The organism is Cognatundibacterium curvum (assembly GCF_014284235.1).
Lineage (GTDB): Bacteria > Pseudomonadota > Gammaproteobacteria > Burkholderiales > Burkholderiaceae_D > Undibacterium > Undibacterium curvum.
Genome location: NZ_JACOGD010000001.1, coordinates 426,909 through 445,363, shown reverse-complemented (window position 1 = coordinate 445,363; position 18,455 = coordinate 426,909). Strand labels below are relative to the sequence as shown.

Here is an 18,455-nt window from a genome sequence, read left to right as displayed (position 1 = left end):
TAAAGAATAAAATTAAATAAAAAAACAGTTAAGCCTGGGCTGGGCTGAGCGGATACGATTCCCGCATCATAGTGCTTAGTCGGCGCAGACTCAATCTCAGTTGGTAAGTTGTGGCGGCTGACTGGTCTGGTTTTACCTTTGTGGGGCATTGACAGACCAGGAATGACCGTAGTTGACCTTTATTGTCCTTTTAGCTCATGGCAGAAAGCGACGATACGCTGCGCTGCTTCCAGGCATTCCGCAACGTCTGCTACTAAGGCCATGCGGATGCGGTTAGCGCCCGGATTGATGCCGTGTGCTTCGCGGGCCAGATAACTGCCCGGCAGCACGGTGACGTGATAACGCTCATAGAGTTGACGTGCGAATTCGGTATCGCTGATGCCCTGCAGATGATCGACTTTCGCCCACAGGTAAAATGCTGCATCCGGCAACTGCACATCCAGCACCTCTGAGAGTAATGGCGTAATCTGTGCAAATTTCTGGCGATATTTTTCGCGGTTTTCCTGCACGTGGAGCTCATCATCCCAGGCGACGACCGATGCCGCTTGTATCATCGGGCTCATCGCGCTGCCGTGATAAGTGCGGTACAACAAAAACTGCTTCATGATCGCGGCGTCGCCAGCGACGAAGCCTGAACGCATGCCAGGCACATTCGAGCGTTTGGATAAACTCGACAGGCTGATCAGGCGTTCATAGCCGCGTCCCAATTGACGTGCAGCCTGCATCGCACCGAGTGGGGCATCGGCTTTGAAGTAGATTTCGGAATAGCATTCATCCGCTGCAATCACAAAGCCGTAACGGTCGGACAGCTCAAATAACTCTTTCCAGTCATGCAGTTGTAAAACAGCGCCGGTAGGATTGCCGGGCGAGCAGACGAACAGCAGTTGTACCCGTTGCCAGATATGCTCAGGCACCTGGCTGTAATCGGGCGCAAAATTGCGGGCCGGATCTGCATTTACAAAATAAGGCTCAGCGCCGGACAAATAGGCCGCGCCTTCGTAAATCTGATAAAACGGATTCGGACACATGATGAGCGGTTTGCCATCTTTGCACGCAGCCGGATTGATAATGGTCTGAGCGAGAGCAAATAAGGCTTCACGCGAGCCGTTGACTGGCAAAATTTCAGTGGCAAAGTCAGGCGCCGGGATGTCATAACGGCGCGCAATCCAATTGGCGATACTGCGACGTAAGGCTTCTGAACCGGCTGTCAACGGGTAGCTGGCCAGTCCCGCCATGTTATTGCGTAGGGCATCTTCTATCAGCGCCGGTGTCGGATGCTTAGGTTCACCGATGCCCAGGCTGATCGCGTGGTAAGCCGGATTCGGCGTAATGCCGCTGAATAACTGGCGTAATTTCTCGAAAGGATAAGGCTGCAGGCTGGTCAGGTAGGGGTGAAAAGTCATGTTGGAATGGTTCAGTTTCAGTTCTGCTGAGTTATTTAAAAGGCAGGCGGATGATGGACTGGCGTCACTGATGCTTTCCGACATCACATTTGCTTTGTTCTTCTCGCAAGCAAGGTTTAACATATTATATCCTTTGCCCGATTCTCCCGAGAAAGGCTTTGTCGCAATTAAATTAGGATTTTTTAAGCTTTTTTACAGAAAATAGTGTTTTTGTTGGTTATTTTTCAAGGCTTTTTTGTGAAAATTTCGGGCATCAAATGGTATGATGCCATGCTTTCCTGTATGGCTCAGGGTATCCGTTCTCACGAATATAAGTGCAGTTCCGCGAGGGGCTGCAGACGATAATAAAACTTCATCAAGTGCGATTAACCTCTATTAAACTGTCGGGATTTAAATCCTTCGTTGACCCAACGCATTTTCAGGTGCCTGGGCAACTGGTCGGCGTCGTGGGGCCGAACGGCTGTGGCAAATCAAATATTATTGACGCCGTGCGCTGGGTGCTGGGTGAATCCAAAGCATCCGAGTTGCGTGGCGAATCCATGCAGGACGTTATTTTCAACGGTTCCACGCATCGCAAACCGGCTGGTCGCGCATCGGTAGAGCTGGTGTTCGATAACAGCCTCGGTAAGGCGGCCGGGCAATGGAGTCAGTACGCAGAAATCGCGGTCAAGCGTACGCTGACACGCGACGGCACTTCGACTTATTACATCAACGGCCAGGCGGTGCGCCGCCGTGATATTCAGGACATCTTCCTGGGTACGGGTCTGGGACCACGCGCGTATGCGATTATCGGTCAGGGCATGATTTCCCGGATTATCGAAGCCCGCCCTGAAGAGTTGCGTATCTTCCTCGAAGAAGCGGCCGGTGTGTCGCGCTATAAAGAGCGCCGCCGTGAAACCGAAAACCGGATTCACGATACCCATGAAAATCTGGTGCGCGTCGAAGACATCCTGCGCGAACTGAATAACAACCTCGAAAAACTGGAAGCCCAGGCCATCGTGGCCAATAAATTCCACGCGCTGCAGGCCGATCAGGAAGAAAAGCAAAAGCTGTTGTGGCTGTTGCGCCGTAACGAGGCTGCAAACGAGCAAAAGCGCCATTTTGCCGAAATAGAAAAGACTCAGCTGGATCTGGAAGAACAGACCGCAAAATTACGTCATGTGGAGCTGGAGCTCGAGCAAATGCGTCAGGCGCATTATGCCGTCGGTGACCGTATGCACCAGGCGCAGGGGCATTTGTATCAGACCAATGCCGAGATCGGCAGCCTGGAAGCCCAGATTAAATTTGTGATCGAATCGCGCAGCCGTCTGCAGTCACAACTGCATTCGCTCAAGGCGCAGCGCGATCAATGGCAGTCACAAAGTCATCATTTACAGGATGATTTATCCGAAGCTGAAATTCAGGTCGAAGAATTAGCCATGCGTGCCGAGCAGGCCGCGGAATCGGCTCAGGCACAGCAAGACACGCTGCCCGCGCTTGAACAGGGCTGGCGTGAATCCCAGTTGAAATCGACCGAGTCGCGTGCCAGGATCATGCAGATGCAGCAGCAGATCGAACTTGAGTCTGCGCATCAGCGTAATGCATCGAATATCCTCAATAGTCTGGCAGCGCGTAAAGAGCGCCTGATGCAGGAAAAGCAGGGCCTGGCTACGCCCGATTCTACCCATCTCGATAATCTCTCTATCCAGCTGGAAGAGAAGAAGCAGGTGCTGGAAGAGCTCAATATGCAGCTGGAAGAAGCGCAGGAACGTCTTCCAACACTGGATGAACAGCGCAAGCAGGCACAGCAGCAAGTGAATCAGGATGCGGCTGAGCTGGCGCAATTAGAAGCGCGTTTGCTGGCCCTCAAACAATTACAGGAAAAAGTACAAAGTCAGGGCAAAGTACAACCCTGGCTGGACAAACATGAGCTGGGCAGTTTGCCTAAGCTGTGGCAAAAGCTACATATCGAAGCAGGCTGGGAAACTGCGCTGGAGTCGGTGCTGCGTGAACGTACCGCATCTCTGGAAATGTCTAATCTGGACTGGGCTAAGGCCTTCTTCAGCGATGCGCCGCCTGCCAAGCTGGCGTTGTACAGCCCTCAGGTACAGGCAGAACCACCGGCCAGTGCGCCTGGGCTGAAACCGTTTATCGAGCTGTTGCAACTGAACGAAACCGGCATCCGCAGCCTGCTGCAAGACTGGTTACATCAGTTATACGTGGCCGAAGACGTGAGTTCAGCATTTGCTAACCGCGCGCAGTTACCGTTTGGTGCCTCGTTTGTGACACGTCAGGGACATGTGATTTCACGTACCAGCGTGCGTTTCTATGCATCAGATTCTGAACAGGATGGCTTGCTCGGACGCCAGCAGGAAATCGAGAATCTCGGTAAGCAATGCCGCGCGCGCCAGATGTTGGCGGATGAGGCAAAAAATGCGGCCATCAGGGCAGAGGCAGCCTATACCCAGGCAGCACAGCAACTACAGGACTTACGCCAGCGCGTTGCCGCACTGACGCAGAGTACGCATAGCCTGCAAATTGAATTCATGAAGCTGGCTGAAGTGCAGGAGCGCTTTAACCAGCGCTCGACCCAGATCGGCACAGATCTGGCTGAGATTGCGGCGCAGGAAGCAGAGCAGCAGCAGGTACGCGCTGAATCTGAGCAGAAATTTGAAATGCTGGATCTGGAACTGGCTGAAATGCAGGAATTGCATGAACAGGGCCAGACCGCCTATCTGGAACAAGAGCATGGTCTGAATCAGGCCAGACAGCGCGTGCGTGATCTGGAACTGGCAGCGCAGGAAGCAGCGTTTGCTGAAAAATCTCATCGCAATAAGATGGAAGAAATGCGCAGGAATATCGCGACTGCGCTGGAACAGTCGGCGCAGTTATTCGCCAGTATGGAACAAGGCCAGCTTGAGCTGGAAAGCATGAATGACCAGACCGCACAGGCTGGTTTGCAGGATTTGCTGGACCGCCGTACTGAACAGGAAAAAGCGCTGGCTAATGCGCGCCATGAACTGGATCAGCTGACCCAGTCGCTGCGTCAGTTTGAAGATAATAAAAATCAGATAGAACGCAGTCTGCAGCCTCAGCGTGACCGGATTATGGAGTTGCAGCTCAAAGAGCAGGCGGCTCGTCTGGCGCAGGAACAGTATCAGGAACAACTCAGGAATTTTGAAGTCGACGAAGCGCAACTCGCTGAAAAACTGCATGATGATCTGAAGCCTTCTTATCTGCAGGGCGAGGTCACACGCCTGGGCAATGCCATTGCGGCTTTAGGTGCGGTGAATATGGCGGCGCTGGAAGAACTGGCTCAGGCCAGCGAAAGAAAAACCTTCCTCGGTGCGCAGCATGCGGATCTGACCGAAGCGATCACCACGCTGCAGGATGCGATTCATAAAATCGACATCGAAACCCGCGAGTTGTTGCAGGGGACTTTCGATAAAGTGAATCATCATTTTGCTGAGTTATTCCCTATCTTGTTTGGTGGCGGTCAGGCTAAGCTGATCATGACTGGCGATGAAATTCTGGATTCCGGCGTACAGGTCATGGCGCAGCCGCCAGGCAAGAAAAATGCGACTATCCATTTGCTGTCCGGTGGGGAAAAAGCCTTAACCGCGACTGCCTTGGTGTTTGCGATGTTCCAGCTGAATCCGGCTCCATTCTGTTTGCTCGATGAGGTCGATGCGCCGCTGGATGACTCGAATACGGAACGTTTCTGTAATATGGTGAAACGTATGTCGAATAACACACAGTTTTTATTTATCTCCCACAATAAAATTGCGATGGAAATGGCGCAGCAGCTGATAGGCGTGACCATGCAAGAGCAGGGGGTTTCTCGAATTGTGGCGGTGGACATGGAGTCCGCTGTCAATTTTGCTACTGAGGTTCAAGCAGCATGACGGATTTACAATTAAGTTTATTTGCAAGTGGCGGTGTACTCGTGGTTGGGGTCTTTGCTTTCAATAAATGGCAGGAATATAAGGCGAAAAAAACCGTAGAAAACGCTTTTGGTGACGGCGATGACGATGCCTTACTGAGCCCTTCAGACACTCCGGTGGTACGCCAGGAACCGAAATTAAGCCCAGAGCACACGAAGCTGGAACCTGCCCTCGAGCCGCACTCTGAACAGGAAGCTGCCAGCACTGCGGTTGGCACAGATGATGTGAGCGGCACTGAGGCTGAAGCTGATACTGAAACAGTAGCGGTCGCAGTCAAAGTACACGCTAAAGAATTGCCCGTCGATGAGTTAATCGATTGCGTGATTCCACTCGAATTTGACACGCCGATGCGTGGTGAAAAATTACTGGCTGAAATCGCCGAATTAAAATACGTGGGTAAAAAGCCGGTCCATTTTGTCGGCATTACTGCAGCCGGTGATAAGGATGTGATTGCCACTGGTGGCGCCTACACCACGCTGCTGGCTGGCATACAAATGGTCAGCCGTAGCGGTCCTTTAAATGAACTCGAATATTCAGAGTTTGTGATGAAGCTGCGCGCCATTGCCGACAACCTGAGTGCGCATCCCGATGTGCCTGACATGAATCGCGTGATCAGTAATGCCAGGGAATTGCACCAGTTCGTGTCTGAACATGATGCGCAACTCAGTGTGAACATCGCTGCCAATGGTGCGGCCTGGGCCTTGAATACCTTGCTCGCGGCGTTAGAGAAGATGGGCTTCGATCAGCGTCCTGATGGCCGCCTGATGATGCCGGATGGCGATGGTGGCAGCCTGTTCACCTTATCGACCAATGTAGGCGTGAGTGAGACCATGACCTCCCGCCTGACCTTGTTGCTGGATGTGCCTTGCGTGGCACCAGCCCGTGATGGTTTCGGTGCGATGGCTGCCTGCGCCAGATCGCTCGCGACCCGCCTGGGTGGTATCGTGGTGGATGATGGTAATCGTCCTATCTCGAAAGAGGCCTTGGATGAGATCGCAGGTCAGGTCAGCGAATTCTATGGCGCGATGGAAGAGGCGCAGGTTCCTGCTGGCTCGGTACGTGCGCAGCGCTTATTCAGCTGATCGCTATGCAGAACGATTTGTTCGATGCTGCCCCTGAGGCCAGACAGGAAACTGTGGCTGAGCGTGCAGCAGTTCTGCGTCAGGAGTTAGAGCAGCACAGTCACGCCTATTATGTGTTGGATGCACCGACCATACCGGATGCTGAATACGATCGCTTATTCAGTGAGCTGCAAAGCTTAGAGCAAAACCATCCTGAGTTACGTCTGCCAGATTCGCCGACCCAGCGCGTAGGTGGTGCTGCCTTGCCTGAATTCTCTCAGGTTCAGCATGCGGTTCCTATGCTGTCGCTGAATAATGGCTTTGAAGATGAAGATGTGTTTGCCTTTGACAAACGTGTCAAAGAAGGTCTGGATGTGTCGGATACGGCTGAAATTGAGTATGCCATCGATCTGAAGTTTGATGGGCTGGCGATTAATCTGCGTTATGTGGATGGTATCTTCACTCAGGCAGCCACCCGTGGCGATGGCTACACCGGTGAAGATGTGACAGAAAATATCCGTACCATACGCAGTATTCCCCTACGGCTGAATACGGCAAATCCGCCTGCAGTGTTGGATGTGCGTGGCGAAGTGCTGATGTTTAAACAGGATTTTGAGAAACTGAATCAGCGTCAGCGCGATGCCGGTGCCAAAGAATTTGCCAATCCGCGCAATGCCGCAGCGGGTAGCTTACGTCAGCTGGATTCTAAAATTACGGCGCAACGTAAACTGCGCTTTTTTGCGTATGGCATCGGTGCCCTGGACGGTGCTGAGCTGCCGGAGTCGCACAGAGACTTGCTGGCCTGGTATGCCTCGCTGGGATTACCAGTGTGCGCAGAAAATGCGGTGGTGGCAGGCGCGCAAGGCTTACTCGATTTTTATCGCAACATACAGCAAAAACGCGATGGACTAGGCTATGAAATCGATGGCGTGGTGTATAAGGTGAATGCCTTTGCGCAGCAGGAGCAGCTCGGTTTTGTTTCGCGCGCGCCGCGCTTTGCGATTGCCCATAAATTTCCGGCTCAGGAAGCTTTAACCACGGTCAGTGGTATTGACATCCAGGTAGGCCGTACCGGTGCACTGACGCCGGTAGCGCGACTGGCACCGGTATTTGTCGGTGGTGTGACCGTGACCAATGCCACGCTGCATAATGAAGATGAAGTCAGACGCAAGGATGTGCGTATAGGCGATACCGTGATCGTGCGCCGCGCCGGCGATGTGATACCGGAAGTGGTGGCGGTCGTATTGGAACGCCGTCCACAGCCTGAACCGGCCGCGTTTGAAATGCTCAAGACTTGCCCAGTCTGTGGTTCTCATGTGGTGCGTGAAGAGGGCGAGGCAGTGGCGCGTTGTACTGGCGGACTATCATGTTCAGCACAAAGAAAAGAAGCGATCCGTCATTTCGCCTCCAGGAAAATGATGGACATCGATGGCCTGGGTGAGCGTTATATCGATACCCTGGTCGATCTGAATATCGTTAAGGGTATCGCCGACCTGTATCAATTGCAGTTGTCAGATTTACTGGAAATGAAGCGCCAGGCGGATTTGCGCGATGGCGTGACACCGGAAACCGTACTGCAAGGTAAGGTCGCCAGTAAGTGGGCGGAAAACCTGATCGCCGCGATTGCCGCCAGCAAGCAGCCGCCTCTGGAGCGACTTTTGTTCGCGCTGGGCATACGCCATGTTGGCGAGTCTACTGCTAAAACCCTGGCTGATTATCTGGGTAGCCTGGCGTTGATACGTCAAGTGCCTGCCAGTATCTTCCGTATTTTGCCGGATATCGGCGCTACCGTTGCCTGGTCGCTTGCTGAGTTTTTTTCTCAGCCGCAGAATCAAGAGGCAATCGATGGCTTGTTGGCAGCAGGTGTCGCGCCCGTTGGTGAAAAAGCCGTCAATCCTAAATTGCGCGATAAACTCGAACCGGCGGTGTTGCTGGCGGCGCTGGATATACCTAAACTCACACTGGCGCGTTGCAAGCAATTGACTGAGCGTGGTATCGGTCTGGGAGAACTGGCTAAACTCGATACCGCTTCCTACACGGCTTTGGGCTTGCCAGCTGATGTACAGCAAGCTTTACTGCAGTGGCTGCAGCAGGGCACGCATCGTCAGGATATTCAGGATTTACACGTATTGCGCTTGTCCTTGCTGGAGCAAATGGCAGGGCAGGTGCTTGAAGAAGGCCATTTAAGTGGCAAGACGTTTGTATTGACCGGAACCCTGGCTGAGCTCAGTCGTGATCAGGCCAAGGCCTTGATCGAAGCGGCCGGTGGTAAGGTGTCCGGCTCAGTGTCGAAAAAGACCCATTATCTGGTTGCGGGTACCGAGGCCGGCAGTAAGCTAGAAAAAGCACAAGAATTAGGCGTACCAATTTTGACAGAAGCAGAATTGCTTCAACTTTGTTCCAGGAGCTGAAATGAGAAAAATTACAAAAGCCGTGTTCCCCGTCGCTGGTCTGGGCAGCCGCTTTCTGCCTGCCACTAAGGCGCAGCCTAAAGAAATGCTGCCCATCGTGGATAAACCGCTGATCCAGTATGCCGTCGAAGAAGCGGTTGAGGCGGGTATCACAGAAATGGTGTTTATCACTGGCCGCAACAAACGCGCGATTGAAGACCATTTCGATAAAGCTTACGAACTCGAAAGCGAGCTTGAAGCCGCCGGCAAAGAAGCCTTGCTGGATCTGGTCAGAAATGTGATTCCTAAAAATATTAACTGCATTTATATTCGCCAGCCTGCGGCGCTGGGTCTGGGCCATGCGGTATTGTGCGCGCGTCCAGTGATAGGCGATGATCCATTTGCTGTGTTGCTGGCTGATGATCTGATGGATGCTGACATCGGTCAGGCCTCGGTCATGGCGCAAATGACTAAGGCGTATGAACAGGAAGGCGGCAGTATTATCGCCGTGCAGGATGTGCCACGTGAATTTACCCGTCAGTACGGTATTGTCAGTGGTTCGCCATATCAGGACAGGTTGGAAAAAGTCCATGGCATTATTGAAAAACCGATGCCGGATGTGGCGCCGTCTACGCTGGCTGTGGTGGGGCGTTATATTTTGTCTGGCCGGATTTTCTCTTATCTGGAAAAACTGGGTAAAGGTTCCGGTGGTGAAATACAGCTGACCGATGGTATCGCAGCGATGCTCAAGGATTTTCCGGTCTATGCATATCGTGCAGCTGCCACCCGCTATGACTGCGGCTCTAAACTGGGTTATCTGAAGGCCAGTGTGGCTTTGGGCCTGAAGCACAAGGAAACCGGCGAAGAGTTTGCGGAGTATCTGAAGTCTATCCGTTAAGCTACATGCTCATTTGCGCATTTGTCTGCGCGATCAGGAAACCCGGCCTGTGCCGGGTTTTTTTATGTCTGGCCTCAGCGTTGACACGCAACTGCGTTGGCGTTCAGATGCATGCGATGTTGCAAAAAACCAGCATTTTTAAAAGCACTGTATATGCATACAGTAATTGTGTTAAAGTACTTCCGTTGCGTAACACACCAGAGACAAAGTCGTGTTGTTCTGACTTTGCTGTACCTCATGTTTTGTTTAAACGATGGAGAGTTATCATGGCTTACCTGCAATCTTCTTTTGATACCCGTTTCAGCTTACAACTGTCACCAAATGCGTTTTTAGTCCGTTTGGGACGGCGTGAAATTTTCGTCTGCCGTGATTTTCGCCAGCGTTCCTATGCTGTGAATCCGCTGTTGGATTGCTCTACCGGCGTGCAAGCCGGTCACCTGGAAATGTTGTTCTTCAAAAAGTGGCTGGTGATTTTATCTAAGGCTAACTGGTAAGTGTCATGGCCTTCCTGAAAGTGCGGATTTCAGATTCGTTTTACCGTTCGGCCTGGCAAGCGATTGTGCCAGTCACATGTAAAAAAGGGTGAGCATCAAAGCTCACCCTCGTATCTCATCTTCGTTTCAGCTTTTGATTGTTTCAGTTTGCTATTACTGGCCAGTCCGTATCGCTGCCGGGCATCCTGCCCATGAGGAGCCAGCCGGGATGAATTCTCCCTTCATGACCAGCGTAAGTGGACCGAGACTGACATCATCTTCCACCACTGCGCTGTACAGCACATAACTGCGCGGCCCCATGTAAACCCGTTTGCCTATGCTGACCTGATCAATTTTCATGACCCGGTCTTCAAATAAATGGGTTTGCGGGCAGGCCAGTGCATTAATTTCGCTGTAGTCGCCTATGCTGACGCAGTCAAACTCGGTGATATCGGTGGTATCCATATACACACCACGCCCGATACGGCAACCCAGCAGATTAAAGGCGACAGGCAGCCAGGGTGTGCCGCGCAGATAGCGCATAAAGTTAGGCACAGCGATACCTTCATACAGATTGGTAATGCCTTCCGATAACCACACGAACGGGGTCCACATTGGCACGCTGGCCTTCTTGTAGCGGAAAATCAGCAGCCATTTCAGTGCCAGCACAAACGCAAAGCTGCCTATGCCATACATGAGTCCGGCACCGATCAGGTAGACCAGAACTTCGGTCCAGCGGTCTTCGCCAGCTAATGGCATCAGATCCAGCACGATGGTATAGCCGACCGCAATCACCAGCGCATGTGGCGCAACGATGCGGAATGCTTCGACTAAGCCTCGTCCCAGGCGACGTATCACAGAAGGGCGATAGGTCAGATGCTCAGGAAAGCCTTTGACTTCTTCACGCGCCGGTAAATGGATGGCCGGTGATCCCAGCCAGGTATCCCCATTTTTCAAGCGCTCATTGGCTGGCACGCTGGTATGTACGCCTATCAATACATTTTCCGGCAAGATGGTACCATCAGGAACGTAAGCACCATTACCGACAAAGCTGCGCTTAGAAATGACGGTAGGATGCATCGTCATCCAGCCGCCATCAATTTGCTCATCGCCGAGTAATACCGCATCAGCGATAAAGGTTTCATCGCCTAAGGTCAGCATGTCAGGTACCACGCCCAGCGCGGTGGAGATTTCTGCACCACGTCCGACTTTGGCACCTAACAGCCGGTACCAGAAGGGGGCAAAGACCGTTGCATACACGCCGTGCAATACATTGAGGCTGGATTCCTGTATCTGATTGACCAGCCATTTGCCCAGATAGACTTTGCTATGGACCGCGTACTTACCCGCTTGTAAGCGCGGCAGTACACTCCAGCGTATGCCCGCTGATAACAGCGCCGTGCAAATAATCAATACTGCTGTAGCCGGGAAGGCCAGCAGGAAATACTTGAGTAATTGCAGCGGTACCGAATTCCCATTCAGGAAAGAAAGCGTATCTATGCTGTCTAACCAGTCTATCGTGACAAAGCTAGGAAAGACCGGCATGAAAAACAAGGCGCAGATAAACAGTGAGCCGCAGATGAAAAAGCAAGCTTCCCATGCGGCACGTAGCGTACTCAGCGCAGGCCGTGGCGAGTCAGGGTCGGGCGTAAATGCACCGGTATCGCGCGCAGGAGAGCCTGCCCAGACACGGAATGCCGGAATATGCTGTCCCTCAGCCAGCGCTGATTGGCCCTCCAGATGGGCCGCTTCCGCCAGGCTCACGTTTCCTTCCAGTACAGCATAGGAACCAACACAGGCGTCTTTGCCCAGTGCTATCTGACCCAGGATGAGTTCGCCATTCTGTACTCTGGCATTTTCAAAGTTACAGGCATTGCCTACGCTGACGCCATCACCGATCTGCAGTAATTCCGGTGCCCGTATCGTCATCGAACCTATGATTACGTCGTGCCCTATACGTGCACCCAGTGCACGCAGCCACCAGGTATAAAGCGAAGAGCCACTGAGCATATACACCGGTGCGGCCTCTATCAGTCTGTCACTCAGCCACCAGCGGAAGTAGGTGAAGCCCCATAAAGGATAATGACCCGGCTTCAGATTGCCAGCAATCAGGCGTTTGCCCAGAATCGCAATGCCAAATTCTGCCAAGGTCAACAGCAGGAAGGCGGCAACGGATAATGCAACGGCGCGCGGGATGGAGTCATCCGCATCACCGGTGAAAAAATGGTAGGCAAAAAAGGGAGCCAGCCATTGCACCATACGCATAGCAACCAGCCAGGGAATACTCGCTGCCTGTGCGACTCCGCATGCATAGCGTTTCCAGTCAGGGGCAAACTTGCGTTCACTACGTGTTGTTGTCGCTGCCGGTTGCTGCAGAGAGGCAGCCAGCACCTCAGCAATGGCACCAACGCGTCGCTGCTGATAAATATCAGCAATCTTGAAATAGGCAAAGCGCGGGTCTTTCCGTATGGCTGATACCAGACGCGCCGCCAGTAAGGAGTGACCACCCAGATCCCGGAAGAAGTCAGCTGAGCGCAGTATGGCTTGCCCGGGGAACAAATGCGCTAAGGCCGGGAACAGACATGCTTCAGCCGGATTTTCAGGAAGGTCTGATTCTCCGGTCGCAAGTGCTGCGCTCAGTTCCAGGCGTTTCAAATGATTGCGGTCTATTTTGCCAGAGGTCAGACGTACCACAGCTTCCAGTAACTCGAAACGCGCTGGCAGCATGTAAGGTGGCAGCGCCGTTGCCAGTTGCTGACGCAAACGGCTCACAAAGGCAGCTTGATCTTCATTGTCCGTATGTGCAGTGTCACGCACGATGAAGGCGACGATCTGATCAATATCCTGATCTTTTCTGAGCACCACGGCGACCGTTCCTACGCCAGCTTGTTGCGCCAGCAGGGTTTCGATTTCACCCAGTTCGACGCGGAAGCCGCGTATCTTCACCTGATCATCGGCGCGGCCCAGGCATTGAATACTGCCGTCGTCCTGAATGACTGCCAGGTCGCCGGTACGATACAGGCGCTGATCGTGCTCAGATTGCGACCAGGGATTGGCCAGGAATTTTTCCGCAGTCAGATCCGGGCGCCCCAGATAGCCACACGCCACACCGGGTCCGGAAATACACAGTTCCCCGGTTTCACTCACATCCAATAAACGCAAGCCTTGCTCCAGCTCGGTGGAAATCACCATCATGGAATAGTTAGGCAGCGGCTTGCCTATCGTGACAGGCTGATCCGGATACAACTGAGCCAGACTGGCGGAGACCGTCGCCTCAGTCGGGCCATAGGTGTTAAACATCTGGCGTCCGGCGCGACTCCATTTCGCCACCAGCGATTCCGGGCACATTTCACCACCCAGATTGATGAGGCGCAGGCTGGGTACATCCTGGGTAAATAAAGCGAGCAGGGTAGGGACAGCGTGCAGTACTGTGATCTGGTTTGCCGCCAGCGCCAGCGGCAGCGCATCCGGGTCGCCAGTGATTTCCTTAGGCGCTATCCACAAGGTCGCGCCAACCAGATAACTGATCCAGATTTCTTCAAACGACATGTCAAACGCAACCGAAAAGCCCTGATACACTTTATCGCTGGCTTGTATGCCCAGTACGGCATTTTCGCTACGTAAGAAATGACAGATACTGCCCTGATTAACCAGGATGCCCTTGGGCTTGCCGGTCGACCCCGAGGTGTAAATCACATAGGCCGGATCGGTCGCAGCACATCCCTGGCGCCTTTGCAGCGTAGTCTGTACCGGGGCCAGCAAGTCAGCAGCATCCCAGATCGTCAAGCCGGAGTCAGTCAGCGTCTGCGCTAAGGTTGATGTGCTCAATAAGCCAAATGCCTGCGCATCCTGCAGGCAAACCAAAACCCGCTCTGGCGGTGTATCGGCATCAAACGGCAACCAGGCCGCGCCTGTCTTTGCTATCCCGGCCTGCATCACCAGCAGGTCTGTCCCGCGCGGCAACCATAAACCCAGAATTTGCCCCGGAACCACGCCCGCTTGTATCAAGTGGTGAGCGACCAGATCAGCACGCGCATTTAGCTCGGCATAGCTCAGGCTAAGGTCGCCACAAATCAGCGCGGTGTGTTCTGGCCGTGCGTCGGCTGTTGCTTCAAGAATATCTGCCAGTACTTCCTGGCGGAGCAGATCCGGGCGTATATCGCCGGATAAAATCGGTTTTACTGTGTTCGGACTACTGGATAAAGACATAAAGTTTCATTTTGGGAACCGCCATCACAGAACAGGTCTGACTCAACAGATTTTCTTTCTTCTTCTGCTGGTGAGGAGCTGATTCTGATACTAAACAAGCTGCTTGGGCGGCACATACAGCTTGTGGGCAAGTTTATCATCCTGATAAGCTGGGAATGTAGCAAAACCTCACATTCAGTTCAGAAATTCAACATAAATCGACAAAATCCCCAGCGTAGCTACATTGCAGGCGCTGAGGATGTCTGAGTTGAAAGCAAAAAGTAAAGAATCCGGGCGTGGAAATGAAGTTTATTGCAGCACCTGTATATTACGGATCAGATGAGAACGATTTTCCAGCCTGCGTCTTTTCATATGCGCTGGGTTTTGGTCTTCCAGCATATGGGTGTCGCGTAAGTGAGTCAGCGCACGGCAAATTGATTCGCGCGTGGACAGCAGGATGTCCGCCATGTTTCCCAGACTGGGCAAGGTACAAGGCAAATCCTTGTCCGTATCGTCGGGCCCAGAGTCTGCCAGTAGTTGCAGCAGCTTGCGTACCCGTTCATCGACCGTGCCGCAACGTAAGTCCATCGCTTCACGATGGCGCTGGTGCGCGCTGAGCAGCGCCTGCAACAAGCATTGCTGCCATTGCTGCTCATCGGCTAAATTCACCGGACTCAGACAGCTTGGGGTAATTGCCGTGAGTCTTAGCTGTTCGGGCATCGCCGCCAGACGCTCAACGCCGATCAGGTCTCCTTTCAACGCCAGTCTCAGAAAGCCGGGCTTGGTGGTTGTAGCTTCGGGCGCAAGGGTATCAATCCGGATCGCGCCACTTTTTACGCACCAGAGCTTTGCCGCCTGCTGTTCTGTCATTTCTGTCCGTGCCGCCAGAAAAATGGCTGTGTGATTGCAAATGGGGAAATTCATGCATACTCCAAAACCCGGGGACTGGCCCCGGAATTGATGGTGTTCAGGCTTCAGTTTGGATTCGAGAATCTTGGATTTTTGAGAAACTTGTCATCCGTCAGCGTGCCGAGAAAGTCGATCAGATCCGATTTATCCTGCTCACTCAGATTAATTCTGGTGATTAAATCGCTCTTATACGGATTTGTTCTGCCATCCCCCGCGTAGATCCCGGTCGTGATATGGCGTCCACCGGCGGCATAAAAATCCAGCACCTCCTTCAGCGTCGCGATGGAACCATCATGCATATACGGCGCTGTCACTGCGACATTGCGCAAGCTGGGGGCGCGGAATGCACCCATATCCTGTGCCCGCAAAGTGCTTTCAAATAAGCCGCGGTTAGGGAAGGGGAAGCCGCCTTTGCCATCAATGTTATACAGCCCGGTGTTATGGAAAGGCGTGTCGACTTGCGACAATCCTTTGAACTTGACCTGATCATTGAAGTTAAAACTGCCATGACAATGGAAGCACTCGGCCTTTTCTCCCATGAACAGATTCATGCCGCGTAATTCGGATGCGCTCAGTGTCGCTTTTTTCTGCAAGAACTGGTCATAGCGCGAATCACTGGACACCAGCGCCCGTTCAAAGCTCGCAATCGCGGCAATGATATTGGCGAAACTGACCGGATCTGCATCCTTCGGGAACGCTGCCTGAAACTGCTTTATCACCGCCGGATCTTGCCGGAAGCGTGACAGCACGGTGTTCTTGTTCTGATCATTGATCCCCATTTCTACCGGATGTTCACCGAACAGCGGTACTTCCATCTGTCGTTCCAGCTCGGTCAGTACCGGATTGGCCCAGGTCAGGGTCGCGTGATACACCACATTAGCCAGACCTTGCGAATTACGTGGATGGGTTTCACCGGTCGAACCGATTGCGAGCGGGCGACCATCGGTAAATGCCTTGTCTTGCTGATGGCAAGAAGCACAGGACTGGCTGCCATTGCCGGACAGCCGGGTGTCATAAAACAGCTGACGCCCGAGCTGCATTTTTTCCTCGGTATAAGGGTTCGATGCCGGAATGATGGCTTCCGGGAATCCATTCAATGCAGGCGTGACTGGCGTTGCATGACTATGGGTTGAGGAGGGGCCACCTCCACCAGAGCCGCCTGAACCGCAGGCCAGCAGCATCACGGTGCTGGCTAACAGCGAGAGTCCAGACAGCATAGAACGGCTGAAGATGGCTGCCATTATTTATTGCGTGCCACAAACACAGATTGCACACCGGCGGTGGTTGGGTTGCCGCTGCTCAGATCAATTTTAAAGCTGTCAAATATCCCTTTACATTCCTGATCAGTGGTACCCGACATACAGCCGACGGCGCCGCTGGTATCGCTGCTCAGATCGCTTGCTGCATACAATGCATTCAGATCCAGCGAGATTTTTTGTTTGTCAGCGTCAAAGTTTGCGAGCTTGACCACCATACGATTCGAATTCGTGCAGCTATAGCTGCCATTGCTTGCATTGGTCGTGCAGCCGACTGAACCTAAATGCAGATTCCAGGTTGACGACACGCTGTTGGTGGTGGTCGGTGGCACGGTGGTATTGTTGATGCGGGTGACATTCACACCACCGACAGGGTTTAATTCCAGCTTCAGGAACTTGCGGCCCGAGGTCCAGCTCCATGCCATCGCAGCCACATTCATTGGTTTGGTCGCAGTTGCGTAGTCAGTATGGTTCAGCGTTTCAGGCACACCGATTTCATAGCTGATACCCTTGTAAGCCGCGCCAGGAACCGTGCCGCTGATTACGCTATTGGTAGGTAATGCGGTGCCGCCGCAGGCAGTTGTGCTGCCATCGTTAAAGCTGATCAGGCTGACCTGATCATTTTGCCAGTCGTTCGCAGTCAGGGTGACAGGTACCAGCTTATCGTTGGCATCGATCAGCTTGACATTGGAGATGTAAAAACGCGCATCTTTCAATTCTGCAGTGCTGGCTTTGCTACCCAGGCCTGTGATGCTGGAACCGCATTTCACGGGTACCCCATTGGCGAGTAATTCAAAGTTGACCGAGACCGGCATTACTGCAGGATAGGTCACCGCAGGCGTTGTGCTGCCACCGGAACCACCGCAAGCGCTGAGCAATGTCAGTGCAGACAAGGCCAGTAAGGACAATGCTGCCGGGCGTGATGTTTGGATTGTTTGGAATGTTTTCATATTGATTGCCTAAATTAAGAAATTAAAAAGGTTAGAAAGACGATTGCAGGCCCAAAGTAAATGCCCATTTCGGTGCGAGTTGCACGCCATTGACGTATTGGTAGACAGGCAGCTGTGCGAAGCCGTAGAGATGGCTGCGCGCATTGATGCGGTAACTCAGTCCGGGGCTGATGGAGAGCGAGCGGCCACCAGAATTGTCAGGTTCAGCCTGAATGCCAGAGTCACGTTTCTTATGCTGGAAATTCAGTTGCAGCATGGGCGAGATGCCATACTTCCACTCAGTACGCAGCCCCAGATCCACACCTACAGTGGCACCCGGTTGATAGCCATCTTTTTCATTGAGCGGGATTTCTGTATTGAGCTGCACAAACCAGGTGCTTGCCAGGTCAGGTAACACACGCCGGTAATAGGCGCTGCCGGTCAGGTCGGTGGTGCCGCTGCCAGCTTGCAGACTGCGCTCGGCGGGTGTGCCGGTGTTGTTCGCGATATTGGTTTTTGCCGTGGCCAGTTTGAATCCCAACGTCGCACCCATGACTGCGTTTTTACCATTTGCTGATTCTTGTATGTCGGATTGGTAGCGTAAGGCCGCACGTGCGTCACCCATCTGGCGATACGTCCAGTTGACCCTTTCAGCGCTTTCGGTATGCACATGTGAACGATCAATAAAGGGCAGGACAAGGGATACGCCCCAGTTGTCATGAAACGCATGATCCAGATTGAACACCCAGCGCCGGCTGATCGTTTCCAGCTCGACTTCATTGGCATTCGATGGCGTGACTTTTTCTGCAGCAGACATCAAACGATTTTGATTCACCTGCTCAAACCGCAAATCCACACGGGTACCGCGCTCCAGCCAGGCACCCTGTACCGACCAGTCAGTATTGACCAGGCAAAAACTGCTACCGCAAGAAGCCTGCGCATTGCTTGCAGCGAGAAACGCCAGCGTGGACAGCATCAAAAAAGCAGGGCGCCTGACCGTGCTGCATAAATTTAAAGTAGACATG

11 protein-coding genes are annotated in these 18,455 nt (G+C 53.0%); 5 read left to right on the top strand and 6 right to left on the bottom strand.

Annotated elements, in window-relative coordinates:
* Nucleotides 1–179: 179 nt before the first annotated feature.
* Nucleotides 180–1,403, bottom strand: coding sequence for a succinyldiaminopimelate transaminase (dapC, locus tag H8K43_RS02120; RefSeq protein WP_186902327.1), 1,224 nt, complete (start codon nt 1,401–1,403; stop codon nt 180–182).
* A gap of 359 nt (nt 1,404–1,762) precedes the next feature.
* Here dapC and smc point away from each other — a divergent pair, with 359 nt between their 5' ends.
* The 5 genes from smc to H8K43_RS02095 all read left to right on the top strand — a co-directional run bounded on the left by smc (nt 1,763) and on the right by H8K43_RS02095 (nt 10,169).
* Nucleotides 1,763–5,287, top strand: a complete 3,525-nt coding sequence (gene smc / locus H8K43_RS02115) for a chromosome segregation protein SMC (RefSeq protein WP_186902326.1) — start codon at nt 1,763–1,765, stop codon at nt 5,285–5,287.
* Nucleotides 5,284–6,408 (top strand): cell division protein ZipA C-terminal FtsZ-binding domain-containing protein, encoded by a 1,125-nt coding sequence (locus tag H8K43_RS02110; RefSeq protein ID WP_186902325.1) that lies wholly within the window; start codon nt 5,284–5,286, stop codon nt 6,406–6,408. The genes smc and H8K43_RS02110 overlap by 4 nt, the downstream gene beginning before the upstream one ends.
* 5 nt (nt 6,409–6,413) lie before the next feature.
* Nucleotides 6,414–8,798 (top strand): NAD-dependent DNA ligase LigA, encoded by a 2,385-nt coding sequence (gene ligA / locus H8K43_RS02105; RefSeq protein WP_186902324.1) that lies wholly within the window; start codon nt 6,414–6,416, stop codon nt 8,796–8,798.
* Between the two features lies 1 nt (nt 8,799).
* A complete protein-coding gene (gene galU, locus H8K43_RS02100) occupies nt 8,800–9,675 on the top strand; it encodes a UTP--glucose-1-phosphate uridylyltransferase GalU (RefSeq protein ID WP_186902323.1) in 876 nt (291 codons plus the stop codon).
* A 266-nt stretch (nt 9,676–9,941) separates the two neighbouring features.
* On the top strand, nt 9,942–10,169 hold the full coding sequence (locus tag H8K43_RS02095) for a hypothetical protein (protein WP_186902322.1): 228 nt from the start codon (nt 9,942–9,944) through the stop codon (nt 10,167–10,169).
* A 153-nt stretch (nt 10,170–10,322) separates the two neighbouring features.
* Here the strand turns inward: H8K43_RS02095 and H8K43_RS02090 are convergent, their stop codons facing one another.
* The 5 genes from H8K43_RS02090 to H8K43_RS02070 all read right to left on the bottom strand — a co-directional run bounded on the left by H8K43_RS02090 (nt 10,323) and on the right by H8K43_RS02070 (nt 18,454).
* The gene (locus H8K43_RS02090; protein WP_186902321.1) at nt 10,323–14,357 is read right to left on the bottom strand and encodes a Pls/PosA family non-ribosomal peptide synthetase; all 4,035 of its coding nucleotides are present in this window, start codon (nt 14,355–14,357) and stop codon (nt 10,323–10,325) included.
* 288 nt (nt 14,358–14,645) lie between these two features.
* Nucleotides 14,646–15,260 (bottom strand): Crp/Fnr family transcriptional regulator, encoded by a 615-nt coding sequence (locus H8K43_RS02085; protein ID WP_186902320.1) that lies wholly within the window; start codon nt 15,258–15,260, stop codon nt 14,646–14,648.
* Between the two features lie 50 nt (nt 15,261–15,310).
* A complete protein-coding gene (locus H8K43_RS02080; RefSeq protein WP_222610928.1) occupies nt 15,311–16,486 on the bottom strand; it encodes a methanobactin export MATE transporter MbnM in 1,176 nt (391 codons plus the stop codon).
* On the bottom strand, nt 16,486–17,451 hold the full coding sequence (locus H8K43_RS02075; RefSeq protein ID WP_186902319.1) for an MbnP family copper-binding protein: 966 nt from the start codon (nt 17,449–17,451) through the stop codon (nt 16,486–16,488). Before H8K43_RS02075 ends, H8K43_RS02080 begins: the two co-directional genes overlap by 1 nt.
* 31 nt (nt 17,452–17,482) lie before the next feature.
* Complete coding sequence (locus H8K43_RS02070) at nt 17,483–18,454, bottom strand: hypothetical protein (RefSeq protein ID WP_186902318.1); 972 nt, start codon at nt 18,452–18,454, stop codon at nt 17,483–17,485.
* Nucleotide 18,455: the final 1 nt, after the last annotated feature.